Origin of the sequence: Comamonas sp. MYb69 (genome assembly GCF_037479315.1) — a bacterium.
In the GTDB taxonomy this organism is placed as follows: domain Bacteria; phylum Pseudomonadota; class Gammaproteobacteria; order Burkholderiales; family Burkholderiaceae_C; genus Comamonas.
On record NZ_JBBGZG010000020.1, the window covers coordinates 52,876 to 78,674 of the forward strand.

The 25,799-nt window shown below is 66.2% G+C and carries 23 protein-coding genes; 11 read left to right on the forward strand and 12 right to left on the reverse strand.

All coding sequences use genetic code 11. The features are described from left to right. The first annotated feature begins 22 nt into the window (after positions 1–22). Positions 23–1,153, forward strand: coding sequence for a 3-deoxy-7-phosphoheptulonate synthase (locus WH303_RS22080; protein WP_339521112.1), 1,131 nt, complete (start codon positions 23–25; stop codon positions 1,151–1,153). Between the two features lie 18 nt (positions 1,154–1,171). On the opposite strand, the gene WH303_RS22085 is transcribed toward WH303_RS22080, so the two are convergent. Then, positions 1,172–1,504: a YnfA family protein gene (locus WH303_RS22085; protein ID WP_021025043.1), complete on the reverse strand. Its 333-nt coding sequence runs from the start codon at positions 1,502–1,504 to the stop codon at positions 1,172–1,174. Continuing rightward, positions 1,504–1,902, reverse strand: coding sequence for a hypothetical protein (locus tag WH303_RS22090; protein WP_339521113.1), 399 nt, complete (start codon positions 1,900–1,902; stop codon positions 1,504–1,506). The genes WH303_RS22085 and WH303_RS22090 overlap by 1 nt, the downstream gene beginning before the upstream one ends. Before the next feature lie 143 nt (positions 1,903–2,045). Between WH303_RS22090 and WH303_RS22095 the strand changes: the two genes are divergently transcribed. From WH303_RS22095 to WH303_RS22105, 3 genes are all read left to right on the forward strand, one after another. Then, on the forward strand, positions 2,046–2,828 hold the full coding sequence (locus WH303_RS22095) for an IclR family transcriptional regulator (RefSeq protein ID WP_116926261.1): 783 nt from the start codon (positions 2,046–2,048) through the stop codon (positions 2,826–2,828). A gap of 45 nt (positions 2,829–2,873) precedes the next feature. After that, positions 2,874–3,989 (forward strand): CaiB/BaiF CoA transferase family protein, encoded by a 1,116-nt coding sequence (locus WH303_RS22100; RefSeq protein WP_339521114.1) that lies wholly within the window; start codon positions 2,874–2,876, stop codon positions 3,987–3,989. A gap of 67 nt (positions 3,990–4,056) precedes the next feature. After that, on the forward strand, positions 4,057–4,389 hold the full coding sequence (locus WH303_RS22105; RefSeq protein ID WP_339521115.1) for a hypothetical protein: 333 nt from the start codon (positions 4,057–4,059) through the stop codon (positions 4,387–4,389). 10 nt (positions 4,390–4,399) lie between these two features. On the opposite strand, the gene WH303_RS22110 is transcribed toward WH303_RS22105, so the two are convergent. The 7 genes from WH303_RS22110 to WH303_RS22140 all read right to left on the reverse strand — a co-directional run bounded on the left by WH303_RS22110 (position 4,400) and on the right by WH303_RS22140 (position 11,750). After that, on the reverse strand, positions 4,400–5,197 hold the full coding sequence (locus WH303_RS22110) for an enoyl-CoA hydratase/isomerase family protein (RefSeq protein ID WP_339521116.1): 798 nt from the start codon (positions 5,195–5,197) through the stop codon (positions 4,400–4,402). Further along, positions 5,194–5,997: an SDR family oxidoreductase gene (locus WH303_RS22115; RefSeq protein ID WP_133855895.1), complete on the reverse strand. Its 804-nt coding sequence runs from the start codon at positions 5,995–5,997 to the stop codon at positions 5,194–5,196. The genes WH303_RS22110 and WH303_RS22115 overlap by 4 nt, the downstream gene beginning before the upstream one ends. Next, a complete protein-coding gene (locus tag WH303_RS22120; protein WP_339521117.1) occupies positions 5,994–7,718 on the reverse strand; it encodes a long-chain-fatty-acid--CoA ligase in 1,725 nt (574 codons plus the stop codon). Before WH303_RS22120 ends, WH303_RS22115 begins: the two co-directional genes overlap by 4 nt. Positions 7,719–7,730: 12 nt before the next feature. Continuing rightward, positions 7,731–8,717: a Bug family tripartite tricarboxylate transporter substrate binding protein gene (locus WH303_RS22125; protein ID WP_339521118.1), complete on the reverse strand. Its 987-nt coding sequence runs from the start codon at positions 8,715–8,717 to the stop codon at positions 7,731–7,733. 75 nt (positions 8,718–8,792) lie between these two features. Further along, the gene (locus tag WH303_RS22130; protein ID WP_339521119.1) at positions 8,793–9,569 is read right to left on the reverse strand and encodes a crotonase/enoyl-CoA hydratase family protein; all 777 of its coding nucleotides are present in this window, start codon (positions 9,567–9,569) and stop codon (positions 8,793–8,795) included. A gap of 170 nt (positions 9,570–9,739) precedes the next feature. After that, positions 9,740–10,507 carry an SDR family NAD(P)-dependent oxidoreductase gene (locus WH303_RS22135; RefSeq protein ID WP_339521120.1) on the reverse strand — a complete coding sequence of 256 codons (768 nt, stop codon included), beginning with the start codon at positions 10,505–10,507 and terminating at the stop codon, positions 9,740–9,742. Between the two features lie 61 nt (positions 10,508–10,568). Continuing rightward, positions 10,569–11,750, reverse strand: coding sequence for a thiolase family protein (locus tag WH303_RS22140; RefSeq protein ID WP_339521142.1), 1,182 nt, complete (start codon positions 11,748–11,750; stop codon positions 10,569–10,571). Positions 11,751–11,960: 210 nt separating this feature from the next. On the opposite strand from WH303_RS22140, the gene WH303_RS22145 reads away from it, so the two are divergent. The 4 genes from WH303_RS22145 to WH303_RS22160 all read left to right on the forward strand — a co-directional run bounded on the left by WH303_RS22145 (position 11,961) and on the right by WH303_RS22160 (position 16,520). Further along, entirely contained in the window at positions 11,961–13,538 is a 1,578-nt protein-coding gene (locus WH303_RS22145; protein ID WP_339521121.1) for an AMP-binding protein, read from the forward strand. A gap of 41 nt (positions 13,539–13,579) precedes the next feature. After that, positions 13,580–14,722: an acyl-CoA dehydrogenase family protein gene (locus tag WH303_RS22150; protein ID WP_339521122.1), complete on the forward strand. Its 1,143-nt coding sequence runs from the start codon at positions 13,580–13,582 to the stop codon at positions 14,720–14,722. Between the two features lie 68 nt (positions 14,723–14,790). After that, on the forward strand, positions 14,791–15,777 hold the full coding sequence (locus WH303_RS22155) for a Bug family tripartite tricarboxylate transporter substrate binding protein (RefSeq protein ID WP_339521123.1): 987 nt from the start codon (positions 14,791–14,793) through the stop codon (positions 15,775–15,777). Between the two features lie 80 nt (positions 15,778–15,857). Continuing rightward, positions 15,858–16,520: a response regulator gene (locus tag WH303_RS22160; RefSeq protein ID WP_260718283.1), complete on the forward strand. Its 663-nt coding sequence runs from the start codon at positions 15,858–15,860 to the stop codon at positions 16,518–16,520. Here WH303_RS22160 and WH303_RS22165 read toward each other — a convergent pair. Then, positions 16,506–19,157 carry a PAS-domain containing protein gene (locus tag WH303_RS22165; RefSeq protein ID WP_445228320.1) on the reverse strand — a complete coding sequence of 884 codons (2,652 nt, stop codon included), beginning with the start codon at positions 19,155–19,157 and terminating at the stop codon, positions 16,506–16,508. The two genes, WH303_RS22160 and WH303_RS22165, sit on opposite strands and share 15 nt — an antisense overlap. 165 nt (positions 19,158–19,322) lie before the next feature. On the opposite strand from WH303_RS22165, the gene WH303_RS22170 reads away from it, so the two are divergent. Further along, a complete protein-coding gene (locus WH303_RS22170; RefSeq protein WP_339521124.1) occupies positions 19,323–20,666 on the forward strand; it encodes a dicarboxylate/amino acid:cation symporter in 1,344 nt (447 codons plus the stop codon). A 76-nt stretch (positions 20,667–20,742) separates the two neighbouring features. On the opposite strand, the gene WH303_RS22175 is transcribed toward WH303_RS22170, so the two are convergent. Together WH303_RS22175 and WH303_RS22180 are read right to left on the reverse strand one after the other, a co-directional pair. Next, a complete protein-coding gene (locus tag WH303_RS22175; protein WP_339521125.1) occupies positions 20,743–21,609 on the reverse strand; it encodes a hypothetical protein in 867 nt (288 codons plus the stop codon). Positions 21,610–21,678: 69 nt separating this feature from the next. Then, positions 21,679–23,400: an FMN-binding glutamate synthase family protein gene (locus tag WH303_RS22180; protein WP_339521126.1), complete on the reverse strand. Its 1,722-nt coding sequence runs from the start codon at positions 23,398–23,400 to the stop codon at positions 21,679–21,681. Between the two features lie 216 nt (positions 23,401–23,616). Here WH303_RS22180 and WH303_RS22185 point away from each other — a divergent pair, with 216 nt between their 5' ends. Further along, positions 23,617–24,426: a UPF0149 family protein gene (locus tag WH303_RS22185; RefSeq protein ID WP_339521127.1), complete on the forward strand. Its 810-nt coding sequence runs from the start codon at positions 23,617–23,619 to the stop codon at positions 24,424–24,426. A gap of 139 nt (positions 24,427–24,565) precedes the next feature. Next, positions 24,566–25,663, forward strand: coding sequence for an SPFH and helix-turn-helix domain-containing protein (locus tag WH303_RS22190; RefSeq protein WP_339521128.1), 1,098 nt, complete (start codon positions 24,566–24,568; stop codon positions 25,661–25,663). Positions 25,664–25,799 lie beyond the last annotated feature (136 nt).

The following is a 25,799-nucleotide window of genomic DNA, read 5'->3' on the forward strand; positions in this document are numbered from 1 at the left end:
CAGGCCCTGCGACAATAGCGGGATGACCGATTCCTCTACCGCTGCAGGCACCGTGCCTCGCAAGTCCCCGTCCCGGCTTTCCACGGTTGACAAGACCCGCATCGATGACACCCGCATCAAGGTGGTGCGGCCGCTGATCACGCCCGCCCTGCTCGAGGAGTGGCTGCCGATCACCGACGAGGCCTACCAGCTGGTGGAATCGAGCCGCGCGGCCATCTCCAAGATCCTGCACGGCCAGGACGACCGCCTGGTCGTCGTGGTGGGCCCTTGCTCCATCCACGACCATGACCTGGCGATGGACTATGCCCGCCAGCTCAAGGTGCAGGCCGAGGCTTTGAAGGATGACCTGCTGGTGGTGATGCGCGTGTATTTTGAGAAGCCGCGCACGACGGTGGGCTGGAAGGGCTATATCAACGACCCGCACCTCGATGGCAGCTTTGCCGTCAACGAGGGGCTGGAGCTGGCGCGCCGCCTGCTGCTCGATATTCTGGCGCTGGGCCTGCCAGCCGGCACCGAGTTTCTGGACCTGCTGTCGCCGCAGTTCATCAGCGACCTGGTCAGCTGGGGCGCCATTGGCGCGCGCACCACCGAGAGCCAGAGCCACCGCCAGCTGGCCAGCGGCCTGTCCTGCCCGGTGGGCTTCAAGAACGGCACCGATGGCGGCGTCAAGGTGGCGAGCGACGCGATTTTGGCGGCGCAGTCCGAGCATGCCTTCATGGGCATGACCAAGATGGGCCAGAGCGCCATCTTCGAGACCCGGGGCAACCAGGACTGCCACATCATCCTGCGCGGCGGCAAGCAGCCCAACTACAGCGCGGCCGATGTGCAGGCCGCCTGCGAGGTGCTGGCCAAGGCCGGCCTGCACGAGCAGGTGATGATCGACCTGTCGCATGCCAACAGCAGCAAGCAGCACCGCCGCCAGATCGAGGCGGCCGCCGATGTGGCCCAGCAGGTGGCAGGGGGCGACCGCCGCATCACCGGCGTGATGATCGAGAGCCATATCCACGAAGGCCGCCAGGACATCGTTGAAGGCCAGCCGCTGGCCTATGGCGTCTCGCTCACCGATGCCTGCATCAGCATGGAGCAGACCGTGCCGGTGCTGGCCCAGCTGGCGCAAGCGGTGCAGGCGCGCCGCGCTGCCAACCAAGGCTAAAACAAGGCAGGCGCAGGTTTAACGCTGCGCCGCGCCCAGCATGATCACGCCCATGCCGGCCAGGCACAGCAGCACGCCGGCGATGTCCCAGCTGCTGGGGCGGATGCCGTCGACCAGCCACAGCCAGGCAATCGCCGTCGTCACATAGACCCCGCCATACGCGGCATAGACCCGGCCCGATGCGGTCGGGTGCAGGCTCAGCAGCCAGACAAAGGCCAGCAGCGCCAGCGCCGCTGGCAACAGCACCCAGGCCGGCGCCTTGTCCTTGAGCCAGAGATAGGGCAGGTAGCAGCCCACAATCTCGGCAATCGCCGTCAGCACAAACAAGGCGGTGGTGGTCAGCAGGGACATCAAGGGGCTTTCTCAAACAGAGGCAGGCGGGCGGCCAGTTCAGCGTCGTACTGCGCCAGTTGCTGCAGCTGGGCAAAGGCCGGCGCTGCAGCGGGCACGATGCGGTTGCCGCAGACCTGGCTATAGCCATCCAGAAAAGAGGACGCCAGCTCGGCGCTGTGCAACCAGGTATCGGCGCAGGCCAGCAGCGCTGCGCATGCGGCCTCGCTGCGCCCCAGCTGGGCAATCGCCCAGAGCGCGGCTTGGCTTTCGACCTCGTCCAGATCGGCATGGTCTTGCACCAGCAGATCCAGCGCCCGCTGCTGCTCAGCGGCAGACAGCTGCTGCTCGGCCAGCAGGCGGCCGATTTCGGCAATGGCGGGTACGCGCGAGGGCATGCCGTATTGGTTCAGGCTCATCGGTGGGAGTGTTGCAGATAACCGCCACGTAGGCGGCTGGGGGCAGCAAGCGGGCATGCAAGCTGCCCATAGCGGATCAATCCCGATTAGAATTTCATAAATTGAGACATTAGTCTCGTAATAAGTAACTTATATACTGAAATATGAATTCTGAAGCGGATGGAAAACTAGTCAGCGCCTTGGTGCGCGGCGTCAGTATTTTGCAGTGCTTTAACAACAAGCAGCAAGAACTCAGTGGCAAAGAGCTGATGGACCTGACGGGTTTGCCCAAACCGACCTTGTTCCGCCTGACCGAGACCCTGTGCGAGCTGGGCCTGCTGCGCTATTCGGAGCGCCTGTCCAAATACGTGCTGGGCATTGGCGTGCTGAACCTGGCCTCGCCGCTGCTCTCGCGCATGACGGTGCGCCAGTTTGCCCGCCCGCAGATGCAGGAGCTGGCCAACTACATGGGCGGCCAGATCCAGCTGGCCGTCGGCGAAGGCCGGCGCCTGGTGCTGGCCGAGCTGGCCAATGGCATGGACAACAAGGTCTTCACGCCAGAGATCGGCGTGGCCGTGTCCTTGGTGCGCACTGCCACTGGCCGCGCCTACCTGCTGGGCCAGAGCGAAGCCGAGCGCCAGGCCTATCTGGACGAACTCGATGGCCGCGCGCCCGAGCGTGCTGCGCTGCTGCGCGAGCGCCTGGACGATGCGCGCCAGGACCTGGCCTTGCACGGCTTTTGCCGCAGCCATGGCGATCTGCACCGCGAGATTCTGTCGATCGCCGTGCCGCTGTCGCAGCCTATCGATGGCGAGCGCTGGGTGTTTGGCGCCTCGGTCCCCACCTACAACCCCAAGAGCCGCGAGCTGGAGACCGACATCGGCCCGCGCCTCGTGACCCTGGTGCGCTCGCTCGAAGGGCTGATCGGCACCTCCAGCCTGTCCTGATCCGAGCGGGCATCGCATCGCAAAAAACAACCACAGGAGACAAGCATGAAAGTATTGGACGGCATCAAGGTGCTGGAGATTGGCGGCCTGGGACCGGGCCCGTTCTGCGCGATGCACCTGGCCGACCTGGGCGCCGATGTGATCTCCATCGTGCGCGAGGAAAAGGGCGCAGCCCCCACCGGCAACCTGCTCAACCGGGGCAAGCGCTCGGTGTTTGCCGACCTGAAAAGCCCCGAGGGCAAGGCCTTGGTGTTGGCCCTGGTGCAGGAGGCCGATGTGCTGATCGAAGGCATGCGCCCCGGCGTGATGGAGCGCCTGGGCTTGGGCCCGGCCGAATGCCAGGCGCTGAACCCGAAGCTGGTCTATGGCCGCATGACCGGCTGGGGCCAGACCGGCCCGCTGGCCCCGCGCGCCGGCCATGACAACAACTACGCAGCGGTCTCGGGTGCGCTCTGGGGCTGCAGCCCGGCCGATGCGCGGCCCGTGTCGTCGTTTGCGATGGTGGGCGATATCGGCGGCGGCGCGCTCTACCTGATGACCGGCCTGCTCGCTGGTGTGATCCAGACGCGCAGCAGCGGCAAGGGCTGCGTGGTGGATGCCGCGATTGTCGATGGCGCCGCCCATATGCTGAACCTGGCGCTCAGCGCCCGCCAGCGCGGCATCGTGGCCGATGTGCGCGGCCAGAGCATCCACGACAGCGCACCGTTCTACGAGACCTATGTCTGCGCCGATGGTGAGCACATCACCATTGGCAGCATCGAGCCGCAGTTCTATGCGCTGCTGCTGCAGACCCTGGGCCTGGCCGATGACCCGGACTTTGCCGCGCCCCAGTCGCAATGGGACAAGGCGCTGTGGCCGCGCCGCCGTGCACGCCTGCAGGCGCTGTTTATCACCGAGCCGCGCGCACACTGGCAGCAGGTGTTCGAGGGCAGCGATGTCTGCTTTGGCGCAGTGCTGAGCCCCTTGGAGGCATCTGACCACCCGCATATGCAGGCGCGTGGCGTCTACCACGAGCAAGGCGGCGTGTTGCAGGCAGCGCCCGCACCGCGCTTTGACGGCCAGGCCTATGACACGCCGGCGATGTGCGCCGCTGGCGCGCATACCGAGGCCGTGCTGGCGCAGGTCACGGCAGGGGATGCGAGCGCTGCCTGGCGCCGCTGAGCTTCCCAGGTGCGACAATGCCCTGCCCAGACAAGGTCTGGCTGGGCACCGATGAAGGGAGCAGCCAATGGGCATCGTGGTTTTTTACCTGCGCAACAGCGCCGAGGATGCCGAGGGCGTGCCGCCCGACTGGCAGCCGCAGTGCCTGGCCTATAGCGACCAGCAGATGAGCGAGGCGCTGGCGCAATGCCAGCGCCTGCGTGCCGATCCGCGCCATGCGCATGTGGTGATGTCGTCCGAGCTGCGCGACATGGTCGGCCAGATAGGGGTGGCCGCCGTGGAAGACGGCCGCACCCCCGATGGCGAGCACTATGACTGGAGCAAGGCCGGGCGGGCAGGGATGAGCCGCCGCAATGCGATGGAGCCGCCCAAAACGCGCGGCAGCGCCAGCAACGAATAAGCCGGATTTTTCAGCTTCGCGCAGGCCACTGGAAAGGCGCAGGCTGCTTGTTCAAAAAAGCCTGCACGGCTTCGCGGTGCTGGGCCGTGCCCATCGCCAGCGCCTGGGCGTTCGCCTCTTGTTCCAGCAGCGCGGGCAAGTCGTTCGCCGCCATCGCCAGCGAGCGTTTGATCAAGCTCAGCGCCACCGGCGATGCGCCCACAAAGCTGTGCGCAATCGCCTGGGCCCGTGCCTGCAGCTGCTCGGGGGCGACCAGCTCGCTGGCAATGCCCAGCTGCAAGGCCTCATGGGCAGAGACCTCGCGGCCCGACAGCATCAGCTCCCGCGCACGCTGCACGCCAACAACGCGCGGCAAGGTGTAGAACGCCGCGCAATCGGGCACCACGCCGACGCGGATAAACGACATCGCAAAACGCGCCCGGTCGGACGCAATGATGAAGTCTGCCGCCAGCGCCAGGCTAAAGCCCGCACCATAGGCGGCACCGTCCACCGCCGCAATCACCGGCTTGTCCAGCAGCATCAGGTCCTTGAGCCAGTGGTGCAGGCTGGACAGCCGCGCGCGCCAGCCGGCATTGTCCAGGCCCGATGCCGCAATATTGCCCAGGTCACCGCCCGAGCAAAAGTGCTCGCCCACGCCGGTCAGCACCAGCGCGCGCAGGCTGGCATCGGTCTGCACCAGGCGCACCACCTCGGCCATCTCCTCGCGCATCTGTGGGTCAAAGGCATTGCGCTTGGCCGGGTAGTTAAAGCGCAAGGTGGCCACGCCGTCCTGGCGCTCAAAAATGATGCGTTCGTAGCTTTGGCTCATGCAGCGCTCCGGGGCACGTAGGACGCACGCATGTCGCGCCCGCCGCGCAGTGCGGCGCCGCCATCGACCGGGATGATGGCGCCCGTCACATAGCTGGCCAGCTCGGACGACAGGAACAGGGCCATGTGGGCGACGTCATCGGTGCTGCCCATGCGCAGCAGCGGCACGGTAGAGACGGCGCGCTCCAGCGCATCGGCGGTGGGCGCCAGGCGGCGCATGCCCTCGGTATCGCCGATGGGGCCGGGCGAGATGCTGTTGACGCGGATGCCGTCCTCGCCCCATTCCAGCGCCAGCACCTTGGTCATCATGTCGATGCCGGCCTTGGCCGCGCAGGCATGGACCTGGTACATGGTCGGGTTGACGCCTTGCGGTGCCGAGATATTGATGACGCTGGCGCCGGGCTTGCGCAGCATCGGGTAGGCCAGGCGCAGCACATGGAAACTGCCATTGAGGTCGATGTCGACAACGGTCTTGAAGCCATTGGGCGACAGATCCTTGGCCGGCGCAATGAAGTTGCCCGCCGCGCCCGATACCAGTACATCAATGGGGCCAAAGCGGGCATGGGCCTGCTCCAGCGCGGCCTGCACGGCAGCCGGGTCGCGCACATCGGCGCTCAGGCCCAGCGCCTGCGCGCCCAGTGCCTCCAGCTCGGCGGCGGCCTGGGCCACCTTGTCGGCCGAGCGGCTCATGACCACGACATGCGCGCCCGCGCGGGCGAAGGCCTTGGCAATGCCCAGGTTGATGCCACTGCTGCCGCCTGCGACAAACACATGCTGGTGGCGAAAGGAGAAAGAGCTCATGGGTGTTCCGTATACAAAGAAAGGGAGGGGGCGGCGGCTTGCTGCGCCGCCTCCTGCAGTGCGCGCCACTGGATCTTGCCGGTGGCGGATTTGGGCAGCGCGGCGAGAAAGTCCACCGCGCGCGGCACCTTGTAGGCGGCCATCTGCGCGCGGCTCCAGCCGATGATCTCGTCCTCGGAGCTCTGCGCGCCGGGCCGCAGCACCACCAGGGCCTTGACCGATTCGCCGCGTTTGGCGTCGGGCACGGCGATCACGCAGGCCTCCAGCACGGCCGGGTGGCTGTAGAGCATGTTCTCGACCTCGGCGGGCCAGACCTTGTAGCCATTGGCATTGATCATGCGTTTCAAGCGGTCGCGCATGAAGTAGTAGCCATCCGCGTCCACCGAGGCCAGGTCGCCGGTGCGAAAGTAGCGCCGGCCATGGCGCTCGAAAAAGGCCTCGCGGTTGGCCTCGTCATTGCGCCAGTAGCCCTGCATCACCTGCGCGCCGCTGGAGACCAGCTCGCCCACCTCGCCAGCTGGCAGCTCTTCCAGGGTCTCGGGGTCGACGATCATCGAATGCACGCCCTGGGTGGGCACGCCCAGGCACTGGCGCTTGGTGTGGCCTGGCGGGTTGGCGTGCAAGAAGGCGGCGGTCTCGGTCAGGCCATAGCCTTCGCTGTAGTGCAGGCCATAGCGCTCGGCCAGCATCTGCGAGACGGCCTCGGGCATAGCCGCGCCGCCACCGGCCAGCATGGCCAGGCTCGACAGGTCCAGCCCATGGGCAGCGGCCTGGCTGAACAGGTCGATCACCATGCTGGGCGGCGCGGTCCAGGCGGTGACCTGGTGGCGCTCGATCAGCCGGGCAGCCAGCAGCGCATCCCAGCGCGGCATCATCACCACGGTGCCGCCCACGGCAATGGGCATGTTCATGCCGTACTGCGTGCCCAGCATGTGGAACATCGGCGCGACCGACAGAAACACCAGGTCGTCATTGAAGCCGCGCCACAGACGCGAACCAGTGAGCGACGCCAGCACCGAATGGTGGCTGTGCATGCAGCCCTTGGGGTGGCCGGTGGTGCCCGAGGTATAGGGGATGGTGGCCAGCATGTCGGCCTTCGCCACACGCGGGCCAGGCGCCAGCTGCAGCGCCAGTGCTGCGGCAAAGCCATGGTAGGGGCCGGCGGGCAGCGGCAGACGCGGCGCGGTCACCACCTCGGGCAGGGCATCGGGCGGCGGCGTGGTGGGCAGCGCATCGCTGTAGGCATGCACGACCACCGCATCGAGCAGGCCTTCGTCCACACAGGGCTGGGCGCTGGCCAGCAGCTCCTGGGCGACGATGGCCAGGCGCGCGCCGCTGTTGTCGGCGTAGTAGCGCAGCTCGGTGGCGGTGGTCATTGCGCTCACCGGCACCACTACGCCACCGGCGCGGAAGATGGCATAGCAGGCGATGACGAACTGCGGGCAGTTCTGGCTTTGCAGCAGCACGCGCTGGCCCGGTGCCAGCTGCAGGCACTGCTGCAAGAAGCCGGCCAGCGCCTCCACCTGGCCCAGCAGCTGGGCATAGCTGGTGCTGGCGCCCGCGTAGATGATGGCGGCCTTGTCGGGGTAGCGCTGGGCCGAGGCGCTCAGATTGTCGTCCAGCGTGATGCGGGGCACGCGCAGATCGCGCGAGACCCCTTTGGGCCAGTAGAAGGGCAGCGCAGGGCGTGGGGAGGCGGTGGAGGTGGAGGTGTCAGGCATCGGCAGCTCGCCTCAATCCAGCTGCAGCTGCTGGCTTTGGATCAGCGCGCCCCAGGTCTGCTGGTCATCGGCCACCAGCTTGGCAAAACCGGCTTGCGGCATGCCGCCGGGGCGCCCGCCCAGCTCGCGGTAGCGGCGCATGATGTCGGGGTCCTGCAGCACGGCTTGCAGGTTGTCGGCCAGCTTTTTCTGCACCTCGGGCGGGGTCTTGGCGGGCACGAAGAAGCCCATCCAACCGACCTGGTTGAAGTTGCGCATGCCCAGCTCGGTCATCGTCGGCACCTCAGGCAGATTGGGCTCGCGCTGGTCGCCAGTCACCGCCAAGGGGCGCAGCTTGCCGTCCTTGATATGGACCAGGGAGGCGGTCATGTTGTCGAACATGAACTGGGTCTCGCCGGTCACGATCGCCATGGTGCCGGGGGCCGATCCCTTGTAGGGGATGTGGACCACGTCGGTGCCGGTGCGCTCCTTGAAGAGCTCGCCCATCAGGTGCGTGGTCTGGCCCACACCGGCGGACGAGAACGACAGCTTGCCCGGCTGCGCCTTGGCCGCCGCCACCAGCGCATCCAGGCTCTGGATCGGCGACTTGGCGGGCACGACCAGCACGTTGGCAAACGAGATCATGTCGGTCAGCGGGGCAAAGTCGCCGGGCTTGTAGCTGAGCTTTTTATAGGCCGTGTAGTTGATGGCATTGGAGCCGCTGTTGCCCACCAGCACGGTGTAGCCATCGGGCTGGGCGCGCGCGACCAGGCTGGCGCCCAGGCTGCCCCCGGCGCCCGGCTTGTTGTCGACGATCACCGACTGGCCCAGGCGCTGGCCCAGCTTTTGCGCCAGCAGGCGCGCCGGGATATCGGTCGACCCGCCTGCGGCGCCGGGCACGATCAAGGTGATGGTGCGTGTGGGCCAGGGGGCCTCGGCATGGACGCTGAGCGCGCTGGCGAGCAGCGCCAGGGCCGCCAAGGCCCGCAGGGGCTGGCGTGGATGGCTGGTACGTGGCATGGTTTTGTCTCCTGCTGCGCGCTTCTGTGGCGCGTCTAAGGGCTGTGCAACTACGAGTTCCGGGCTGGACGGGGTTCAGGCACCTTTCCAGGCCGGTGGGCGTTTTTCCGCAAAGGCGGCTGCGCCTTCGCGCGCGTCCTGCGAGCTGAAGACCGGCGCGGTGATGACGGCCTGGCGGTCGAACATCTCCGCCAGTGGCCATCCGCCCGACTGGCTGGCCACCTGCTTGCTCGCGGCGACTGCCAGCGGGCCGTTGGCGGCAATGGTCTGGGCCAGTGCCAGCGCGGCATCGAGTGCGCCGCCGGGCTCGGTCAGGCGGTTGACCAGGCCCAGCTGGGCAAAGCGCTCGGCGCCAAACATATCGCCGGTCAGAATGCATTCCATCGCCACGTGGTAGGGCAGGCGTTTGGGCAGACGCAGCAGGCCACCGGCCGATGCGGCCAGGCCCCGCTTGACTTCGGGCAGGCCAAATTTGGCATCGTGCGCGGCGACGATCAGGTCGCAGGCGAGCGCCACCTCAAAGCCGCCAGCCAGCGCATAGCCTTCGACCGCCGCGATCAGTGGCTTGGCTGGCGGCCGCATCGTCAGCCCGCAAAAGCCGCGCCCCGGCAGGCTGGGGCGCTTGCCCTGCAAAAAGCCTTTCAGGTCCATGCCGGCGCAAAAGCTGCCGCCCGCGCCGGTGATGATGCCCACCCTGAGCTCCGGCTGGCTGTCCAGCGCATCGAGCGCGCTGGCCATCGCCTCGGCCATCTCCAGGGTGGCGGCATTGCGCGCCTGGGGGCGGTTGAGCTGCATGATGAGCACCGGGCCACGGGTTTCGACCAGGAGTTCTGCGGTTTCAGAGCCAGACATGGGGACCTTTCAAAGGGTGCTGCAGGGCAGGGGGTTTTGAGGCGCTAAGACAGCCCAGCAAACCGAAGGTTTGCGGTTGAGGCTGAGCGCCCCCGACGATGCGCAAAGCCGCAGGCAGTACAAAAGTACGACAAGGCGTGCAACGACGTATCAAGGGCTGTGTTAGTGCCTCAGCGTGGTTGCATGCGGATGGCGCCGTCCAGGCGAATGGTTTCGCCGTTCAGCATCGGGTTCTCCAGAATGTGCAGCGCCGTCATCGCGTACTCGGGCGGGCGGCCCAGGCGGGCCGGGTTGGGGACCGAGGCGGCCAGCGACTGGCGCACGTTCTCGGGCAGCTTGGCGAGGATGGGGGTGTCGAACAGGCCAGGGGCAATGGTGCAGACGCGGATCATCTTGGAGGCCAGATCGCGGGCGGCAACGATGGTCATGCCGATGACGGCGGCCTTGGACGAGGCATAGGGAATCTGGCCGATCTGGCCTTCATAGCCCGCGACCGACGCGGTCAGCACGCAGGCGCCGCGCTCGCCCTCGACCGGCTCGTTCTGCGCCATGGCCACGGCCGACAGGCGCAAGGTGTTGAAGGTGCCGATCTGGTTGATGCGGATGATGTTCGTGTACTTTTCCAGCGAGCCGGGGCTGCCGTCCTTCTCGATCAAACGCACCGGGCCACCAATGCCGGCGCAATGCACCAGCGCACGGAACTGGCCCCAGGCCTGGGCGGCAGACACCGCCTTTTGCATCTGCTCGGCATCGGCCACATCGGCCTTGATGAACTTAAGCTGGCCGCCGTACTGCTTTTCCATCGCCGCGCCGCGCTCTTCGTTCAGGTCCACCGCCACCACGTTCAGGCCGCGCTCCAAGAGGGCCACGGCGCTGGCTTCGCCCAGCCCCGATACGCCGCCGGTCACGAGGGCGGTCATTCCTTGAGTCAATTGCATCTCAACAATCCTTGTCAGTTCAAACGTTCAATCCGATGGAGCCCGGAGGGCCTTGAGGCGCTTAGCGCAGCACCTCAATAATCGTGGCGTTGGCCATGCCTCCGGCTTCGCACATCGACTGCAGGCCATAGCGCTGGCCGCTGTCTTCGAGCGCATGCAGCATCGTGGTCATCAGCCGGATGCCCGATGCGCCCAGCGGGTGGCCCAGCGCAATGGCGCCGCCGCGCGGGTTCAGGCGCTCGCCATCGGCGCCCAGCTCCTTTTGCCAGGCCAGCGGCACCGAGGCAAAGGCCTCGTTGATCTCGTAGTGCGCAATGTCGGCCAGCTGCATGCGCGCCTTGGCCAGCACGCGCTGGGTCGCAGGGATGGGGGCGGTCAGCATGTAAAGCGGGTCGTCGCCTACGACATCGAAGGCCACAAAGCGGGCGCGTGGGCGCAGGCCCAGTTGCAAGGCGCGCTCCTCGCTCATGATCAGCATGGCGCTGGCGCCATCGGTCATCTGCGAGGCATTGCCGGCGGTGGTGCTCCACTGGATCTGCGGGAAGCGGGCCGAGAGTTCCTCGTTCTCGAACACGGCCTTGAGCCCGGCGAGCTTCTCGGGCGTAGTGCTGGCGCGGATGGTTTCATCGGCGCTGACAAGGCCCAGCGGGCTGCGGATGGGCACGATCTCGCGTGCAAACGCGCCGCTGCTTTGGGCGGCATGGGCGCGCTGGTGCGAGCGGGCGGCATAGGCGTCCAGATCGCTGCGCGACAGGCCCCATTTGGCGGCCACCAGATCGGCCGACACGCCCTGGCCCACGAGGCCCGGTGCATAGCGCTCGTCAAAGCGGGCACCGGTGGTGTTCTTGCCCATGCGCGAGCTGCCCATCGGCACCCGGCTCATCGATTCGACCCCGCAGGCGATGACGATGTCCTGCGTGCCGGACATGATGGCCTGCGCCGCAAAGTGCACCGCCTGCTGGCTGGAGCCGCACTTGCGGTCGATGGTGGTCGAGGGCACATGCGCGGGCAGGCCGGCGGCCAGCCAGGCCAGGCGCCCGGGCGTGCCGGCCTGCTCGCCAGCCTGGCTGACGCAGCCGCAGATCACGTCATCGACGGTTGCGGGGTCGAGCTGGTTGCGGGCCACCAGCTGCTCCAGCACCTGCGAGAGCAGGTCGACCGGGTGGAGTTCGGCCAGGGCGCCATCGGGCTTGGCCCGGGCCATGGGGCTGCGGATGGCATCGACTATGACGGGTGTTTTCATCATTTAATGAGACTTGTGGATCATTAAATTAATAATAGGTTTCAAAAAACCGAATACCTACTGGTATTTACCCGCAGTAAATTTCCGAGTAAACACCAGATACTGTCCGTGAAATCTCGAAATTCGAGACGACTGATTCAAAATTAGAGTAAAGATGTAACACAGGTGATTGCGTGCAGCGCTCTCCTGTGCACCACGGAGACCGAGGAGATGCACAACTTCTTCAGCTGGGCCCAGGCCCAGCCCGAGCGGGTGGTTTTGACGCAGGCCGACACTGGCCGGCGCTACACCGCAGGCGAGATAGCGCAGGGCGCAGAGCGGATGGCGCAGTGGCTGGCGCAGCAGGGGCTGCAGGCCGAAGAGACCATCGCGGTGCTGCTGGAGAACCGCTATGAGATTGTGCAGCTGGTGCTGGCCGCGCGTCTGGCCGGCCTGTATGCCGCCGTCATCAGCACGCACCTGACAGCCGCCGAGGTGGCCTATATCGCCCAGGACAGCGGCGCCCGGATGCTGCTGGTCTCCAGCAAGACCTGGCCTACCGCGCAAGAGGCGGTGCAGGGCCTGGCGCTGGCCTGCTATTCGGTCGATGGCGATACGCCCGGTGTGGCGCCCCTGGCCAACGCGCTGGCCGCCGTGCCCCAGGGCGCGCAGATCGACCTGGCCACGCGCCCACTGGGCCGCGATCTGCTCTATTCCAGCGGCACCACCGGCCGGCCTAAGGGAATCAAAAAGCCCTTGCTCGCAGCGGCTTACCGCCAGCAGCGCGACCCCGAGGTCGCCGCCTGGATGCGCAGCATGCGGTTTGATGAAGACGCCGTCTACCTCTCGCCCGCGCCGCTCTACCATGCGGCGCCCTTGCGCTACAGCCTGCGCACCCTGGATGTCGGCGGCTCGGCCATCATCATGAGCCGCTTTGACCCCGAGCAGGCGCTGGCGCTGATCGAGCGCTACCAGGTCACGCACAGCCAGTGGGTGCCGACGATGCTGGGGCGCCTGCTCAAGCTCCCTGACGAGGTCAAGCGCCGCTACCGGCTGGACAGCCACCGCGTGGCGATCCATGCGGCAGCGCCTTGTCCCTTGGCAGTCAAGCAAGGCATGCTGGACTGGTGGGGCGATATCTTGCTGGAGTACTACGCCGGCTCCGAAGGCTGCGGCACCACCTTGATCGATTCGGCCCAGTGGCGGGAACGGCCGGGCTCGGTCGGCCGGGCCATCAGCGGCCAGCTGCATATTGTTGGTGACGACGGCCAGGAGCTGGGTGTTGGCGAAGTGGGCCGCGTGTATTTCTCGGGCGGTGGCGCTTTCCAGTACCTCAATGACGAGCGCAAGACGCGCGAGGCCATCGATGTGCGCGGCTGGGCCACCTATGGCGACATCGGCCATGTCGATGCCGAAGGTTTTCTGTTCCTGAGCGACCGGCGCGCCGATCTGATTTTGTCGGGCGGGGTCAACCTCTACCCGCAGGAGATCGAGAACGCGCTGGCCCGGCATGCGGCCGTGGAAGAGGTGGCCGTCGTCGGCGTGCCCGATGAGGACTTTGGCGAGCAGACCCTGGCCGTCGTGGTGCTCAAGCCCGGCTTTGCGCCCGACGAGGCCATGGCACGCGCGATTGTCGACCAGGCCGCTGGCAGCCTGTCCAAGGTCAAGCGGCCCCAGCGCCTGGTGTTCGAGCCCAGCCTGCCTCGGCTGGAGACGGGCAAGCTGCTGCGCCGCGTGCTCAAGGACCGTTTCAAGGAGGCGCCGCAGGCGGGTTTTGGCCTGCGCAGTAGCAGCGGCGCCCAGGGCTGATGCCCCTCATTCATTTTTCTTCATTTCACCCTTTGACCACCATGCAAGACCTGACCCAACGCAGCGTGTTCCGCGAAGACCATGTGCAGTTCCGTGATGCCGTCCGCCATTTCTTTGACAAGGAGATCGTGCCCTTCCATGCGCAGTGGGAGCGCGATGGCATTGTGCCCAAGGAGGTCTGGCGCAAGGCCGGCCGCGAGGGCCTCTTGAACACCATGCTGCCCGAGCCCTATGGCAGCGGTGGCGACTTTGGCCATGCTGCGGTGCTGATCGAAGAGATTGCCCGCACGGGTGCCAGCGGCCTGGGCTTTCCGCTGCACTCGGACATCGTCGCGCCCTATATCCATGCCTATGGCAATACCGCGCAAAAGGACCGCTGGCTGCCCAAGATGGCGGCCGGCGAGATGATCGGCGCGATTGCGATGACCGAGCCCGGCGCGGGCAGCGACCTCAAATCGGTGCGCACCACGGCCAAGCGTGACGGCGACCACTATGTGATCAATGGCGCCAAGACCTTCATCACCAACGGCATCAATGCCGAGATCGTTGTCGTGGTCTGCAAGACGGCACCGGATCTGGGGGCCAAGGGCGTGTCGCTGATCGTGGTGGAAGAGGGCACCCCGGGCTTTGCCAAGGGCCGCAAGCTCGAAAAGATTGGCCTCATGGCGCAGGACACCTCGGAGCTGTTCTTTGACAACGTGCGCGTACCGGTGGACAACCTGCTGGGCGACGAGAACATGGGCTTCAAGTACCTGATGCACGAGCTGGCGCAGGAGCGCCTGGTGGTGGCGGTGCGCGCTGCGATGTCGATCGAGGCCTTTTTGCAGAAGACCGTGGACTACACCCGTGAGCGCAAGGCCTTTGGCCAGACCGTGTTCGAGTTCCAGAACACCCGCTTCAAGCTGGCCGAGGCCAAGGCCCAGGCGACGATGCTGCGCGTGTTTGTCGATGACTGCATGCGCCTGCACCTGACGCGCGAGCTGACACCGGACCGCGCGGCCATGGTCAAGCTCAATGCGACGGCGCTGCAAAACAAGCTGCTTGACGAATTTTTGCAGCTGCACGGCGGCTACGGCTACATGACCGAGTACCAGGTCGGCCGGGCCTGGACCGATGCCCGCATTGGCCGCATCTACGGCGGCAGCGACGAGATCATGAAGGAAATCATTGCCCGAACGCTTTGACCATGACCAGCGCCCCGAGCACGCCACAGAGCGCGCCAGCGGCATAACCAGCAACAAGGAGACAAACCATGCAAAACCGCCGCTCGGCCCTGGGCCGTGTGCTCACCACTGCCGCCTGCGCTGCCCTGGTGCTTGCCACCGGCAGCGCCCTGGCCGCCGACAACTACCCCAGCAAGCCCATCCGCCTGGTGGTGCCCTACCCGGCAGGGGGCGGCACCGACATCATTGCCCGCCTGATGGGCACCCAGCTGTCGCAGCGCTGGGGCCAGCCGGTGATTGTGGACAACAAGCCCGGTGCCAGCGGCATGATGGGCAACGACCTGGTGGCCAAGGCGCCGGGCGACGGCTACACGGTGCTGCTGGGCATCACCGCGCTGGTGCAGATCCCCGCGCTGTACAAGAAGGTACCCTACCAGCTGAGTGACCTGGCACCCGTGTCGCAGGCGGTCAAGTCGGCCGACCTGGTGTTTGTGCCGCGCAGCTCGGGTATCACCAGCCTGCAGCAGTTTGTCGCCAAGGCCAAGGCCCAACCCGGCAAGCTCAACTTCGGCTCCTACGGCAATGCCACCTCGTCGCACCTGCATGGCGAGCAGCTCAAGCTCAAGGCCGGCATCGACATGGTGCACATCCCCTACCAGGGCTCGGGCCCGGAGATGGCGGCCATGCTGGGCGGCCAGCTGGAGTCGGCCTTTATCGATGCGGCCGCTGCCTACCCACATATCAAATCGGACAAGGTCAGCATCCTGGCGGTGACCGGCGCGCCGCGCCACCCCGCGCTGCCCGATGTGCCGACGATGGCCGAGGCCGGCTACAGCGGCTTTGAGGCCAATGGCTGGTTTGGCTACTTTGTACCCGCCAGCACCCCGCAGCCGATTGTGGACAAGCTGGGCAATGAGCTGGCTGCCATCGTCAAGATGCCCGAGATCAGCAAGCGCCTGCTGGACATGGGCCTGATCCCCGTGGGCTCGACGCCGGCGGAGTTCAAGCCGCTGCTCGCGCGCGATGCGGCGCACTGGAAATCGATTGTCGATGCGGCGAAGATCTCGATGGATTGACGCGAAAACACAGCGCTTTAACGGGACTTCAGGGCGGTGGCGCAGTACAGGAGAAGCCCAGCCATGGCAGACTATCGTCTATGTCCCCTCCCGCCTTGCTTGTTGCCGATGACCACCCCCTGTTTCGCGCTGCCGTGGTGCAGGTGATCCGGGGGCGTTTTGGCGCCTTCGAGGTGCTCGAAGCCTCCAGTGCCAGCTCGCTCAGCGCAGCGCTGGCGGCGCACCCGGGCATTGAGCTGGTGCTGCTCGATCTGACGATGCCGGGCACGCATGGCTTTTCGGCGCTGCTGCATGTGCGCGGCGCCTACCCGCAGTTGCCGGTGGTGGTTATCTCGTCCAACGACCACCCGCGCATCATCCGCCGCGCCCAGCAGTTTGGCGCCTCGGGCTTTATCTCCAAGGCCGCCGCCGCCGACGCGATCACCGCAGCGATCGAGGCGGTACTGGAAGGTGACACCGTCTTTCCCTCGATGGCCGCCGAGCTGTCGCAAGAAGATGCCGAGCTGGCCGCCCGCATGGCGCAGCTGACACCGCACCAGTTCAAGACCCTGCTGTACCTCGCCGATGGCCTGCTCAACAAGCAGATTGCGCAGGAGATGGGCGTGACCGAGCACACGGTCAAGGTGCATGTGACCGCGATCCTGAAAAAGCTGGGCTGCCACAGCCGCACCCAGGTTGCCGTGCTGGTGCGCAACCTGGAGGCCGATGGCGGCCTGCCCACGGACGACTCAGCGCTGGCGTAGCAGCAGCTGGCCGACCAGCGCACGCAGCGCCGCCGGCCGCGCGGGCTGCGTCAGCACCCCCCAACCCAGCGCAATGGCCTGCTGGCTGGCGGCATCTTGGCTGTCCGCATCCGTGCTGAGCCAGACGACGCCCGGCGCCTTGGGCCCGCAGGCCTGCAAGGCACGGACTGCTGCTGGCGTGGCATACGCGGCATCCACCACCAGCAAGGCAGGCCACCCGTCTTGGCTGCGTTGGGCCTGTGCCAAGGCCGCCTCGGCATCGGCTTGCGGCACCACCTGGCAGCCCCAGCGCTGCAGCAGCGGGGCGGCGCCGTGGATGGCGGCCGGGCCAATGCACCAGGCGCTGGCGCCTTGCAGCGGTGCGGCGTTGACGCCTGCAGGCGCTGCCTCAGTGGTTTGGCGTGGTGGCTCCGGGGCCAAGGCGGTTTGGCTCAGCGGCACCTCGACCCAGAAGACCGAGCCCCGGCCCAGCGCCGAGCGCAGCCCAATCGGGTGCTGCAACAGGCGCCCCAGGCGCTCGACAATGGCCAGGCCCAGGCCGGCGCCCCGCTCATGCTGGCGGCCTGTCTCCAGCCGGCGGAATTCTTCAAAAATCTCGCGGTGCAGGCTCTCGGGGATGCCCGGGCCCTGGTCATGCACCTCGATACGCAAATGCTGGCCGACGCGGCGGCAGCCCAGCACGATGCGGCCCTGGCGCGTGTAGCGGATGGCGTTGGAGAGAAAGTTCTGCACGATGCGGCGCAGCAGCGCCTCGTCGCTGTGCACCACCGCGCGGCAGGGAACGACCTGCAGCTGCAGGCCATGGCCCTGGGCCAGCACGCCCAGGCTGCTGCCCAGCTGGGCCAGCATGGGCTGGAGCGCAAAGTCGCGGCGGTTCACCTCGAGCTGGCCCGATTCCATGCGTGCGATATCGAGCAGGCTGTTCAGGATGTCGTCCTGCGAGGCCAGCGCGCCTTCGACATCGCTGGCCAACTGCAAGGCCTTGTCGCCCTGCACATGCTGGCGCAGCAGCGATGCAAACACGCGCGCGGCATTCAGCGGCTGCAGCAGGTCATGCACGGCGGCGGCGACAAACTTGGACTTGTAGCGGTTGGCCTGCTCGGCCTCGCGCTTGGCCTGGGCCAGGTCCTCGGTGCGGTCGGCGATGCGCTTTTCCAGCGCATCGGCCAGCGAGCGCAGCTCGCGCGCGGCATTCTTGTAGCTGGTGATGTCGGCATAGCTGGTCACAAAGCCGCCATCGGGCAGGGGGTTGCCCCGGATCTCCAGCACGGTGCCGTCGGCCTTTTCGCTCTCGCGCGCATGGGGCTTGCCGCTGCGCAAAAACTGCATGCGCCGCTCGATGGCCTCGTCGATGGGCCCGGTGCCCAGCAGGCCCCGGCGCGCGTTGTACCGGTACAGCTCCTCGACCGGCATGCCCACTTTCAACAGGCCCGCCGGCAGCCGGAACAGCTCCATGTAGCGCGAGTTCCAGGCGACCAGGTTCAGCGCGGCATCGATCACCACCACGCCCTGGGGCAGGTGTTCCAGGCTCTGGCTGTGGCCGGCATCGGCCTGGTGGGCAGCGGCCACGATGCCATCTTGCGCGCTGCGCAGCTCTTGGGCGTGTTGCTTGAGCAGCGCTTCGAGCTCTTCGCGGCTGCGCTGGCGCAAGGCCGATAAGCGCTGGCGCTGGCGCGCATAGAGCAGCAGCAGCGACAGCGCCAGCCAGCTGCCGCCCGCCGCCCCAGCGGCCCACCAGGCAGAGGCCAGGCTGTTGTCCACATCGTGCAGGATATGCAGCTGCCAGCTGGTTTCGGGCAAGGTCACGGTTTGCCAGAGCTTGCGGCCCACAGCCGGGTCCTGCCAATGCACGAGCGCGCCGCCTTCGTCCAGCGGCTGCTCCTGCGCATAGCGCATGGGCTTGAGCGGTTGGCTGCGGTACTGCTGGGTGCGGTCCATCTCCTGCTGCGCAAGGGCATCGATGGGTTTGAGCTTGCGGTAGCGCCAGTCCTCGTTGCTGGCCAGAAACACGACGCCGTTGGTATCGCTGGCCAGCACGATGTCGGGGTTCTGGATCCATTCGCGCTCGAGCTCCAGCAGCACGATCTTGATCGCGATCAGGCCCAGCACCCGGTGCTGGCCGCCGGCATCGCTGCTGATGGCGCGCGAGAGGAAGTAACCGGCCTCGCCGGTGGTCACACCGATGCCGTAGAAGCTGCCCTTGTCCTGCGCCAGCGCCAGTTGCACATAGGGGCGAAAGCTGTAGTCCTCGCCCACATTGCTGGACGGCGTGCGCCAGTTGCTGGCGGCCAGGGCCACGCCCTGGGCATCGATCAAGGTGAGGGTGGAGGCCAGGCTGGCGCCGTTGGCCTGCTCCAGCTTGCGGTTGAGGCGTACTACCTGCTCGGGGCTTTGCGGGTGGGTCAGCGCCTCGCGCAGCTCGGCATCGAGCGCCAGCACATCGGGCAGCACCCGGTAGCGGTCCAGGCGCTGGCTGAGCGCCTGCGCATACAGGACGAGCTGGCGGTGGGCCTGCAGGTTTTCCTCGGCCAGGCTGTGCTGCAGCATCCAGTGCCAGGCGCCCGCGGCAGCAGCGGCCGTGCTCAGCAGCACGGCGCAGAAGGTCCACAGGGATCGCAGGGAGCGGCGGGGAATCATGGCTAAGGTGTAACAACGGGCTAGGTAGTTTCCCTGGGTTTGGGTTTTCCGTAGCTCTGGGAAGGCAGCGCCTAATACTAATGTCTAATGGGCAATCTGTAAGGGCTGGGATACAAACGCGCCTCAGCGCACCGAGTTGGTGCCGAGAATCTTTGGAGCCCCACCATGCAGATCGATACCACCGCCAGCCAGGCGCCCGTCCAGGCACCGCCTTTTTACCGGACTTTGTACTTCCAGGTGATTATCGGCATCACCATCGGTGTCTTGTTGGGGCATTTCGAGCCCCAATATGGTGCGGCGATGAAGCCCTTTGGCGATGCCTTCATCAAGCTGATCAAGATGATCATCGCGCCGGTGATTTTCCTGACCATCGTGACCGGCATTGCGAACATGACGCACCTGAGCACCGTGGGCCGTGTGTTCGGCAAGGCCATGGTGTACTTCCTGACCTTCTCGACCCTGGCGCTGATCGTGGGCCTGATCGTGGCCAATGTGATGCAGCCGGGCGCCGGCATGCACATCAATGTGGCCGATCTGGACCAGAAGGAAGTCAGCTCCTACGTGGCCAAGTCGCATGACATGACCTTGACCGGTTTTGTGATGGACATCATCCCCAAGACCCTGATCAGCCCCTTTGTCGGCGACAACATTCTGCAAGTGCTGCTGGTGGCGGTGCTGTTCGGCGTATCGCTGGCGATGGTTGGTGACAGCGGCAAGCCCGTGCTCAACCTGCTCGAATCGCTGACCAAGCCCGTCTTCAAGCTGGTCAACATCGTGATGAAGCTCGCCCCCATCGGCGCCTTTGGTGCGATGGCGTTCACGATCGGTAAGTTCGGTCTGGGGTCGCTGTTGAACCTGGCCGAGCTGGTCGCGACCTTCTACATCACCTCGCTGCTCTTTGTGCTGGTGATTCTGGGTGCTGTGGCCCGTGCTTGCGGTTTCTCGGTGCTCAAGCTGATCCGCTACCTCAAGGATGAGCTGCTGCTGGTGCTGGGTACCTCGTCGTCCGAATCGGCCCTGCCATCGCTGATGCACAAGATGGAAAAGGCCGGTTGCAGCAAGTCGGTGGTGGGCCTGGTGGTGCCTACCGGTTACTCGTTCAACCTCGATGGCACCAACATCTACATGACCCTGGCGGCGCTGTTCATCGCCCAGGCGACCGACACCCACCTGACCCTGGGACACCAGATTGCGCTGCTGCTGGTGGCGATGCTGAGCTCCAAGGGCGCTGCGGGCGTGACCGGCGCGGGCTTCATCACCCTGGCTGCCACCCTGGCCGTGGTGCCGGAAGTGCCGGTGGCCGGCATGGCGCTGATCCTGGGCGTGGACCGTTTCATGTCCGAATGCCGCTCGCTGACCAACTTTATCGGCAATGCCGTTGCCACCGTCGTGGTCTCGCGCTGGGAAAACGCGCTGGACTACACCAAGCTCAACGCGGTGCTGAACAACGAGCCGGTGCTGGAGAGCGCGCCCGTGCAGGTGCCCGTGGTGGATACCGCCAAGGGCTGATCAACACCCCGCTCCAAAAGGAATGGCCTGCAGATGCAGGCCATTTTTTGTCGGTGAAATGCCTTAAAGCAGATTCTCAGGGCAGCGGGCGCAGCAGGCCATACATCGCCCGCAGGCGCAGGGTATCGCGCCCCAGCTTGCGCTGGTTGGGCAGCTTGCCGACCCAGCGCATCTGCTGCACGGTGCGCTCCAGCGCGGCGCGCACCGCAGGCTCGGTCTGCGCCAGCCAGGCATGCCAATCGGCACGCGCGGCCTCCAGGGTGCCGGCATTGTCCAGGAACAGCGCGGTGGAATGCGCATAGCACAGGGCATCCTTGACGATGCACAGCGCAGGCGGCAAGGTCGCCAGCGGGTCGTCCTCAAAGTCGATATAGCCGATGACGCCATCGGGGCAGCGCACCATGTTGCGGGCAAAGGCCTGGCTCAGGCAGGTGCCGCTGGCATGCACGCGCTGCAGCGCGGCAAAGCCCTGCTGCCACAGCGCCAAGGTGCTGGCGGGGGCTTGGCGTGCGGCGGCCTCGATCTCGTCGCTGAGCGACGGCGTATCGCCGCCGGGCAGGCCCAGGTGGCGCATCAGAAAGCCCTCGGGCGCATCGGCCAGCACGAGCGGCACGCGCAGGCCGCGCGCATGCAGGTCGCGCAGGCGCCGCACCTCGGTCGCAATGGCGGCTTGCCCGCCCGGGTTGACCACGGGTTGCAGCACCGGTACATCCAGCAGGCGCGAGAGCAGGCCCAAGGTCCGGTAGCGCCAGGCCGCTATCGCCGGGCCGGCTTTTTTGAGCCAGACCGATTCGCCCGGCAGCTCATAGCGCACCACATTGAAGGCCTGGCTGGCCAGGTGCTGCTGCAAAAACGCGGCATAGTCCGGGCGCTCGGCGGGCAAGGTGCCGGGCGGGGCGCCAGCGGGGGCAGGGGGCTGTAAGGGGGAAGCGGTATCGGTCATGCGCAAGCGGGGCGCACGCCGCAGCGGCCACTCCAGCAACAGTGAAAACCTTGCATTATCGCTGCCCGCTCAAGAGGCCTCGGCCGCCTGGGGCACCATGTCCTGGTGGTCGGCCGGTGCCGAGGGTTTGACATGGGGCTGCGCCAGTGGCTGGAAGCTCTCGGCGCTGGCCAGCGGCCAGTAGGTGCGAAAGACGTCGTGCTGGTGCGCCAGGTCGTCGAGCAGCGCGCCAGGCCGCACCTGCAGCAGCAGGTTGGACAGCAGGCGCACCTCGGTGTCGCTGATGCGGCGCACGATATGGTGGGCATTGAGCTCGCAAGGGTGCTGGAGGCCGGCGGCCTGCACCAGCTCCTGCAGCGCATGCAAGGTGCTTTTGTGAAACTGGGCCACACGCGTGGCCTTGTCGGGCACGACCAGTGCCTGCTGGCGCACGCCATCTTGCGTGGTGACGCCAGTGGGGCAGTTGCCGGTGTGGCAGGTCTGCGCCTGGATGCAGCCCAGCGCCATCATGAAGCCCCGGCCGGCATTGCACCAGTCGGCGCCCAGCGCCATCATGCGGGTGATGTCAAAGGCGGTGATGACCTTGCCGGCGGCGCCCAGCTTGATGCGGTCGCGCAGGTTCACGCCGATCAAGGTGTTGTGCACCAAGAGCAGGCCTTCTTGCAGCGGCACGCCGACATGGTCGGTGAACTCGACCGGCGCTGCGCCAGTGCCGCCTTCGGCACCGTCGACGACGATGAAGTCCGGCGTGATGCCGGTCTTGAGCATGGCCTTGACGATGGCAAACCATTCCCAGGGGTGGCCCAGGCAGAACTTGAAGCCGGTGGGCTTGCCGCCCGAGAGCGTGCGCAGCCGGGCGATGAAATGCATCATCTCCTCGGGCGTGGAGAAGGCGCTGTGGCGGGCCGGCGAGATGCAGTCGATGCCCACCGGAATGCCGCGCGCCGCGGCAATCTCGGGGGTGACCTTGGCGCCGGGCAGCACACCGCCATGGCCGGGCTTGGCGCCCTGGCTGAGCTTGAGCTCGATCATCTTGACCTGGGGCTGGGTGGCGTTGGCGATATAGCGCTCTTCGCTGAAGCTGCCGTCGTCATTGCGGCAGCCGAAATAGCCCGAGGCCACCTCCCAGATCAGGTCGCCGCCGTGCACGCGGTGGTGCTGGCTGATCGAGCCTTCGCCGGTGTCATGGGCAAAGCCGCCAATCTGCGCGCCCTTGTTCAGCGCCAGGATGGCATTGGCCGACAGCGCGCCAAAGCTCATCGCCGAGATGTTGAAGACGCTGGCATGGTAGGGCTGGGTGCAGGGCGCGACCGATTGCGACGGCGCATCGGGCGAGCCGCCGATCCAGACGCGGAAGTTATGGCCGTCCAGCCGCGTGGGCGCCATCGAGTGGTTGACCCATTCATAGCCGCGTGCGCCCACATCCATCAAGGTGCCAAAAGGGCGGTTGTCCGGATCGCCCTTGGCGCGCTGGTAGACCAGCGAGCGCTGGGCACGCGAGAAGGGCAGGGCCTCGGTGTCGCTTTCGATGAAGTACTGGCGCATTTCCGGGCGGATGAACTCCAGAAAAAAGCGCATATGGCCGATGACCGGGTAGTTGCGCAGGATGGCGTGGCGCGTCTGGCGCCGGTCGCGCAGGCCCAGCAGCGTGAGTGCGGCGCCGGCCAGCACGGCCAGCCACCACCAGGCGCTGGCCTGCAGCACGAGCGCGATGATGCCGACGACCAGCAAGAGCATGCACAGCGCCATCACGGTGTAGCGGACGGGGAAAATCTTGTTGAGCTGGTTCATGGGGTGTGGGGTGCAGGTCAGACCGCCCACAAGCGCGCGCAAATCCCGGGCTGCAGCACAGGCGCCTGGCTGGCGCTACACTGCAGGCCCTGCCAGGCGCAGCGGCCGTCTGCCATTGCAATGTTGTTACAAAACCAGACCCATCATAGGGGGCGCTGGTGGCATTGCAAGCGTGCAGGGGTTTGTGCTGTGCGGCCCCCTATTGAGAGAGCTCCGATGACCCAGCCCCAGATCCCCGATGGATTGAATGACGACCAGTTGACCGAGATCGACCAGATCCTGGAAGACATGCGCACGCGCGCCGAAGAGATTCCGCAGTGGGAATTTGCCGACGGCGCGCTCACCGCACTGGTCTGCACGCGCCGCGCGGTGCCGGTCGAAGAGTTTCTGCCGATGCTGGTGGGCGATGGCGAGCTGCTGGAGCGCGATGCGGATGGCAAGCTGCCACAGCTGCCGGCCTTCCAGGACCGGGCCCAGCAGGACCGTTTTCTGGAGCTCTGGCAGATCCGCTGGAACGAGGTGACTGCCCAGCTCGATGCCGATGTCAAGAGCCTCGAAGACGACGACACCTTCCAGCCCGATGCCATGGACATGCGCGGCGCCATTGCCAGCCTGCCCGAGGAAGAGCGCCAGGAGCTGGACGGCCAGGAGATCCCCTCGTTTGGACAGGTCTGGGCGCTGGGCTTCATGTTCGTCGTGGAAAACTGGGCCGATGAGTGGACCGCACCGCGCGACAAGGAAGCGGCCCGCTGGCTGAACGATGCGCTGGAATCTGTGGTGGCCCTGACCGAGGACGACACCGGCACCCCCACGGTCTGCATGTACGACGAAAATGGCCCCGCCAGCACCAGCCAGGAGCGCGTGGAGACCTTTGGCGAAGCGATCTGGGCGGTGTACGACCTGCGCCAGATCTGGAAGAGCATGGGCCCGCGCCAGGCCACCATCGTCAAGGGCGAGGTACCCGGCCGCAACGACCCCTGCTCCTGCGGCAGCGGCAAGAAGTTCAAGAAATGTTGCGGCGCCTGATAGCAGGCGTTCACCATCCGCTCTGAGAACAGCCGCTTTTGCGGCTGTTTTGCTGTGCGGGCCCAGATTGACATGGCCGCGAGCGGGCAGTGGCTCTAGAATGGCCTGGTTTTCATCCTCTTTTGGCCAAGGATCACCGATGAACCTCATGAACATCATCACCAAGCAACTGATCGAGATCATCGAGTGGACCGATGACTCGCGCGATACCTTGTCGTACCGCTGGCCCGATGAGGACAAGGAAATCAAGAACGGCGCCCAGCTGATCGTGCGCGAATCGCAGCAGGTGCAGTTTGTCTCCGAAGGCCAGTTTGCCGACCTGTTCGGCCCCGGCCGCCACCAGCTGACGACGCAGAACATCCCGATTCTGTCGACCCTGCGCGGCTGGAAGTATGGCTTCAATTCGCCCTTCAAGTGCGATGTCTACTACATCAACACGCGCCTCTTTACCGGCAACAAATGGGGCACCTCCAACCCGGTGATGATGCGCGACAAGGACTTCGGTGTCGTGCGCCTGCGCGCCTTCGGCACCTATGACTTCCGCATCGTGCAGCCGGCCAAGTTCCTCAAGGAAGTGGCGGGAACGGACCAGAATTTCCGCCTTGACGAGTTTGCCGACACGATGCGCTCGCGCATTGTCAGCATCTTCAGCGAAGCGCTGGCCAAGGCCCAGGTGCCCGTGCTCGATGTGGCCCAGCGCTACACCGAGATGGGCGATGCGCTGCTGCAGTTGATCAACCCGGCCGTCACCGAAAAATACGGCCTGGAGATCACCAGCTTCCTGCTGGAAAACGTCTCGGTGCCGCCCGAGGTGGAACAGGCGATCGACAAGCGCTCGTCGATGAGCGCGATCGGCAACCTCAACGACTATGTGAAGTACCAGATGGGCCAGGCGATGGCCAATGGCGGCGAAGGCGCGGCAGCGGCCACCATCCCCGCGACGATGGCGATGGGCTTTGGCATGGCGCAGGAGATGATGAAGGGCATGCAGCAGCCGTCCGGTGGCGCTGCCAGCGACCCCTTCTCGCCCGCTGCCGCACAGGCTGCGCAAGCGGCACCCGCTGCGGCTGCCGGCGCCGGCCTGCAGGTGCTGACGCCCGAGCAGGCGGCCCAGGCGCTGGGCGTGACGGTGCAGGATGTCGTGACCGAGCTGGAATCGGGCGCGCTCAAGGGCCGCAAGATTGGCAGCGCCTGGCGCATCTCGCAGGAATCGCTGAACGAGTTCCTGCGCGGATAAATCTGCGCTGATCGCGCCATGCACCGCTGCCTTGGCCGGTGCATGCGCGTTGGTGTGACCCCGTTTTGAGAGCCTGTGGCGCAGACCTGCTGTGCGCCAACGCTGAGTTTGACCGTGAATTCACCCACTCCCGCCA

Excerpts from the sequence above, each read along its gene's own strand:
- WH303_RS22080 (WP_339521112.1), top strand. The coding sequence starts at position 23 with ATGACCGATTCCTCTACCGCTGCAGGCACCGTGCCTCGCAAGTCCCCG.
- WH303_RS22085 (WP_021025043.1), bottom strand. The coding sequence starts at position 1,504 with ATGTCCCTGCTGACCACCACCGCCTTGTTTGTGCTGACGGCGATTGCC.
- WH303_RS22090 (WP_339521113.1), bottom strand. The coding sequence starts at position 1,902 with ATGAGCCTGAACCAATACGGCATGCCCTCGCGCGTACCCGCCATTGCC.
- WH303_RS22095 (WP_116926261.1), top strand. The coding sequence starts at position 2,046 with ATGAATTCTGAAGCGGATGGAAAACTAGTCAGCGCCTTGGTGCGCGGC.
- WH303_RS22100 (WP_339521114.1), top strand. The coding sequence starts at position 2,874 with ATGAAAGTATTGGACGGCATCAAGGTGCTGGAGATTGGCGGCCTGGGA.
- WH303_RS22105 (WP_339521115.1), top strand. The coding sequence starts at position 4,057 with ATGGGCATCGTGGTTTTTTACCTGCGCAACAGCGCCGAGGATGCCGAG.
- WH303_RS22110 (WP_339521116.1), bottom strand. The coding sequence starts at position 5,197 with ATGAGCCAAAGCTACGAACGCATCATTTTTGAGCGCCAGGACGGCGTG.
- WH303_RS22115 (WP_133855895.1), bottom strand. The coding sequence starts at position 5,997 with ATGAGCTCTTTCTCCTTTCGCCACCAGCATGTGTTTGTCGCAGGCGGC.
- WH303_RS22120 (WP_339521117.1), bottom strand. The coding sequence starts at position 7,718 with ATGCCTGACACCTCCACCTCCACCGCCTCCCCACGCCCTGCGCTGCCC.
- WH303_RS22125 (WP_339521118.1), bottom strand. The coding sequence starts at position 8,717 with ATGCCACGTACCAGCCATCCACGCCAGCCCCTGCGGGCCTTGGCGGCC.
- WH303_RS22130 (WP_339521119.1), bottom strand. The coding sequence starts at position 9,569 with ATGTCTGGCTCTGAAACCGCAGAACTCCTGGTCGAAACCCGTGGCCCG.
- WH303_RS22135 (WP_339521120.1), bottom strand. The coding sequence starts at position 10,507 with ATGCAATTGACTCAAGGAATGACCGCCCTCGTGACCGGCGGCGTATCG.
- WH303_RS22140 (WP_339521142.1), bottom strand. The coding sequence starts at position 11,750 with ATGAAAACACCCGTCATAGTCGATGCCATCCGCAGCCCCATGGCCCGG.
- WH303_RS22145 (WP_339521121.1), top strand. The coding sequence starts at position 11,961 with ATGCACAACTTCTTCAGCTGGGCCCAGGCCCAGCCCGAGCGGGTGGTT.
- WH303_RS22150 (WP_339521122.1), top strand. The coding sequence starts at position 13,580 with ATGCAAGACCTGACCCAACGCAGCGTGTTCCGCGAAGACCATGTGCAG.
- WH303_RS22155 (WP_339521123.1), top strand. The coding sequence starts at position 14,791 with ATGCAAAACCGCCGCTCGGCCCTGGGCCGTGTGCTCACCACTGCCGCC.
- WH303_RS22160 (WP_260718283.1), top strand. The coding sequence starts at position 15,858 with ATGTCCCCTCCCGCCTTGCTTGTTGCCGATGACCACCCCCTGTTTCGC.
- WH303_RS22165 (WP_445228320.1), bottom strand. The coding sequence starts at position 19,157 with ATGATTCCCCGCCGCTCCCTGCGATCCCTGTGGACCTTCTGCGCCGTG.
- WH303_RS22170 (WP_339521124.1), top strand. The coding sequence starts at position 19,323 with ATGCAGATCGATACCACCGCCAGCCAGGCGCCCGTCCAGGCACCGCCT.
- WH303_RS22175 (WP_339521125.1), bottom strand. The coding sequence starts at position 21,609 with ATGACCGATACCGCTTCCCCCTTACAGCCCCCTGCCCCCGCTGGCGCC.
- WH303_RS22180 (WP_339521126.1), bottom strand. The coding sequence starts at position 23,400 with ATGAACCAGCTCAACAAGATTTTCCCCGTCCGCTACACCGTGATGGCG.
- WH303_RS22185 (WP_339521127.1), top strand. The coding sequence starts at position 23,617 with ATGACCCAGCCCCAGATCCCCGATGGATTGAATGACGACCAGTTGACC.
- WH303_RS22190 (WP_339521128.1), top strand. The coding sequence starts at position 24,566 with ATGAACCTCATGAACATCATCACCAAGCAACTGATCGAGATCATCGAG.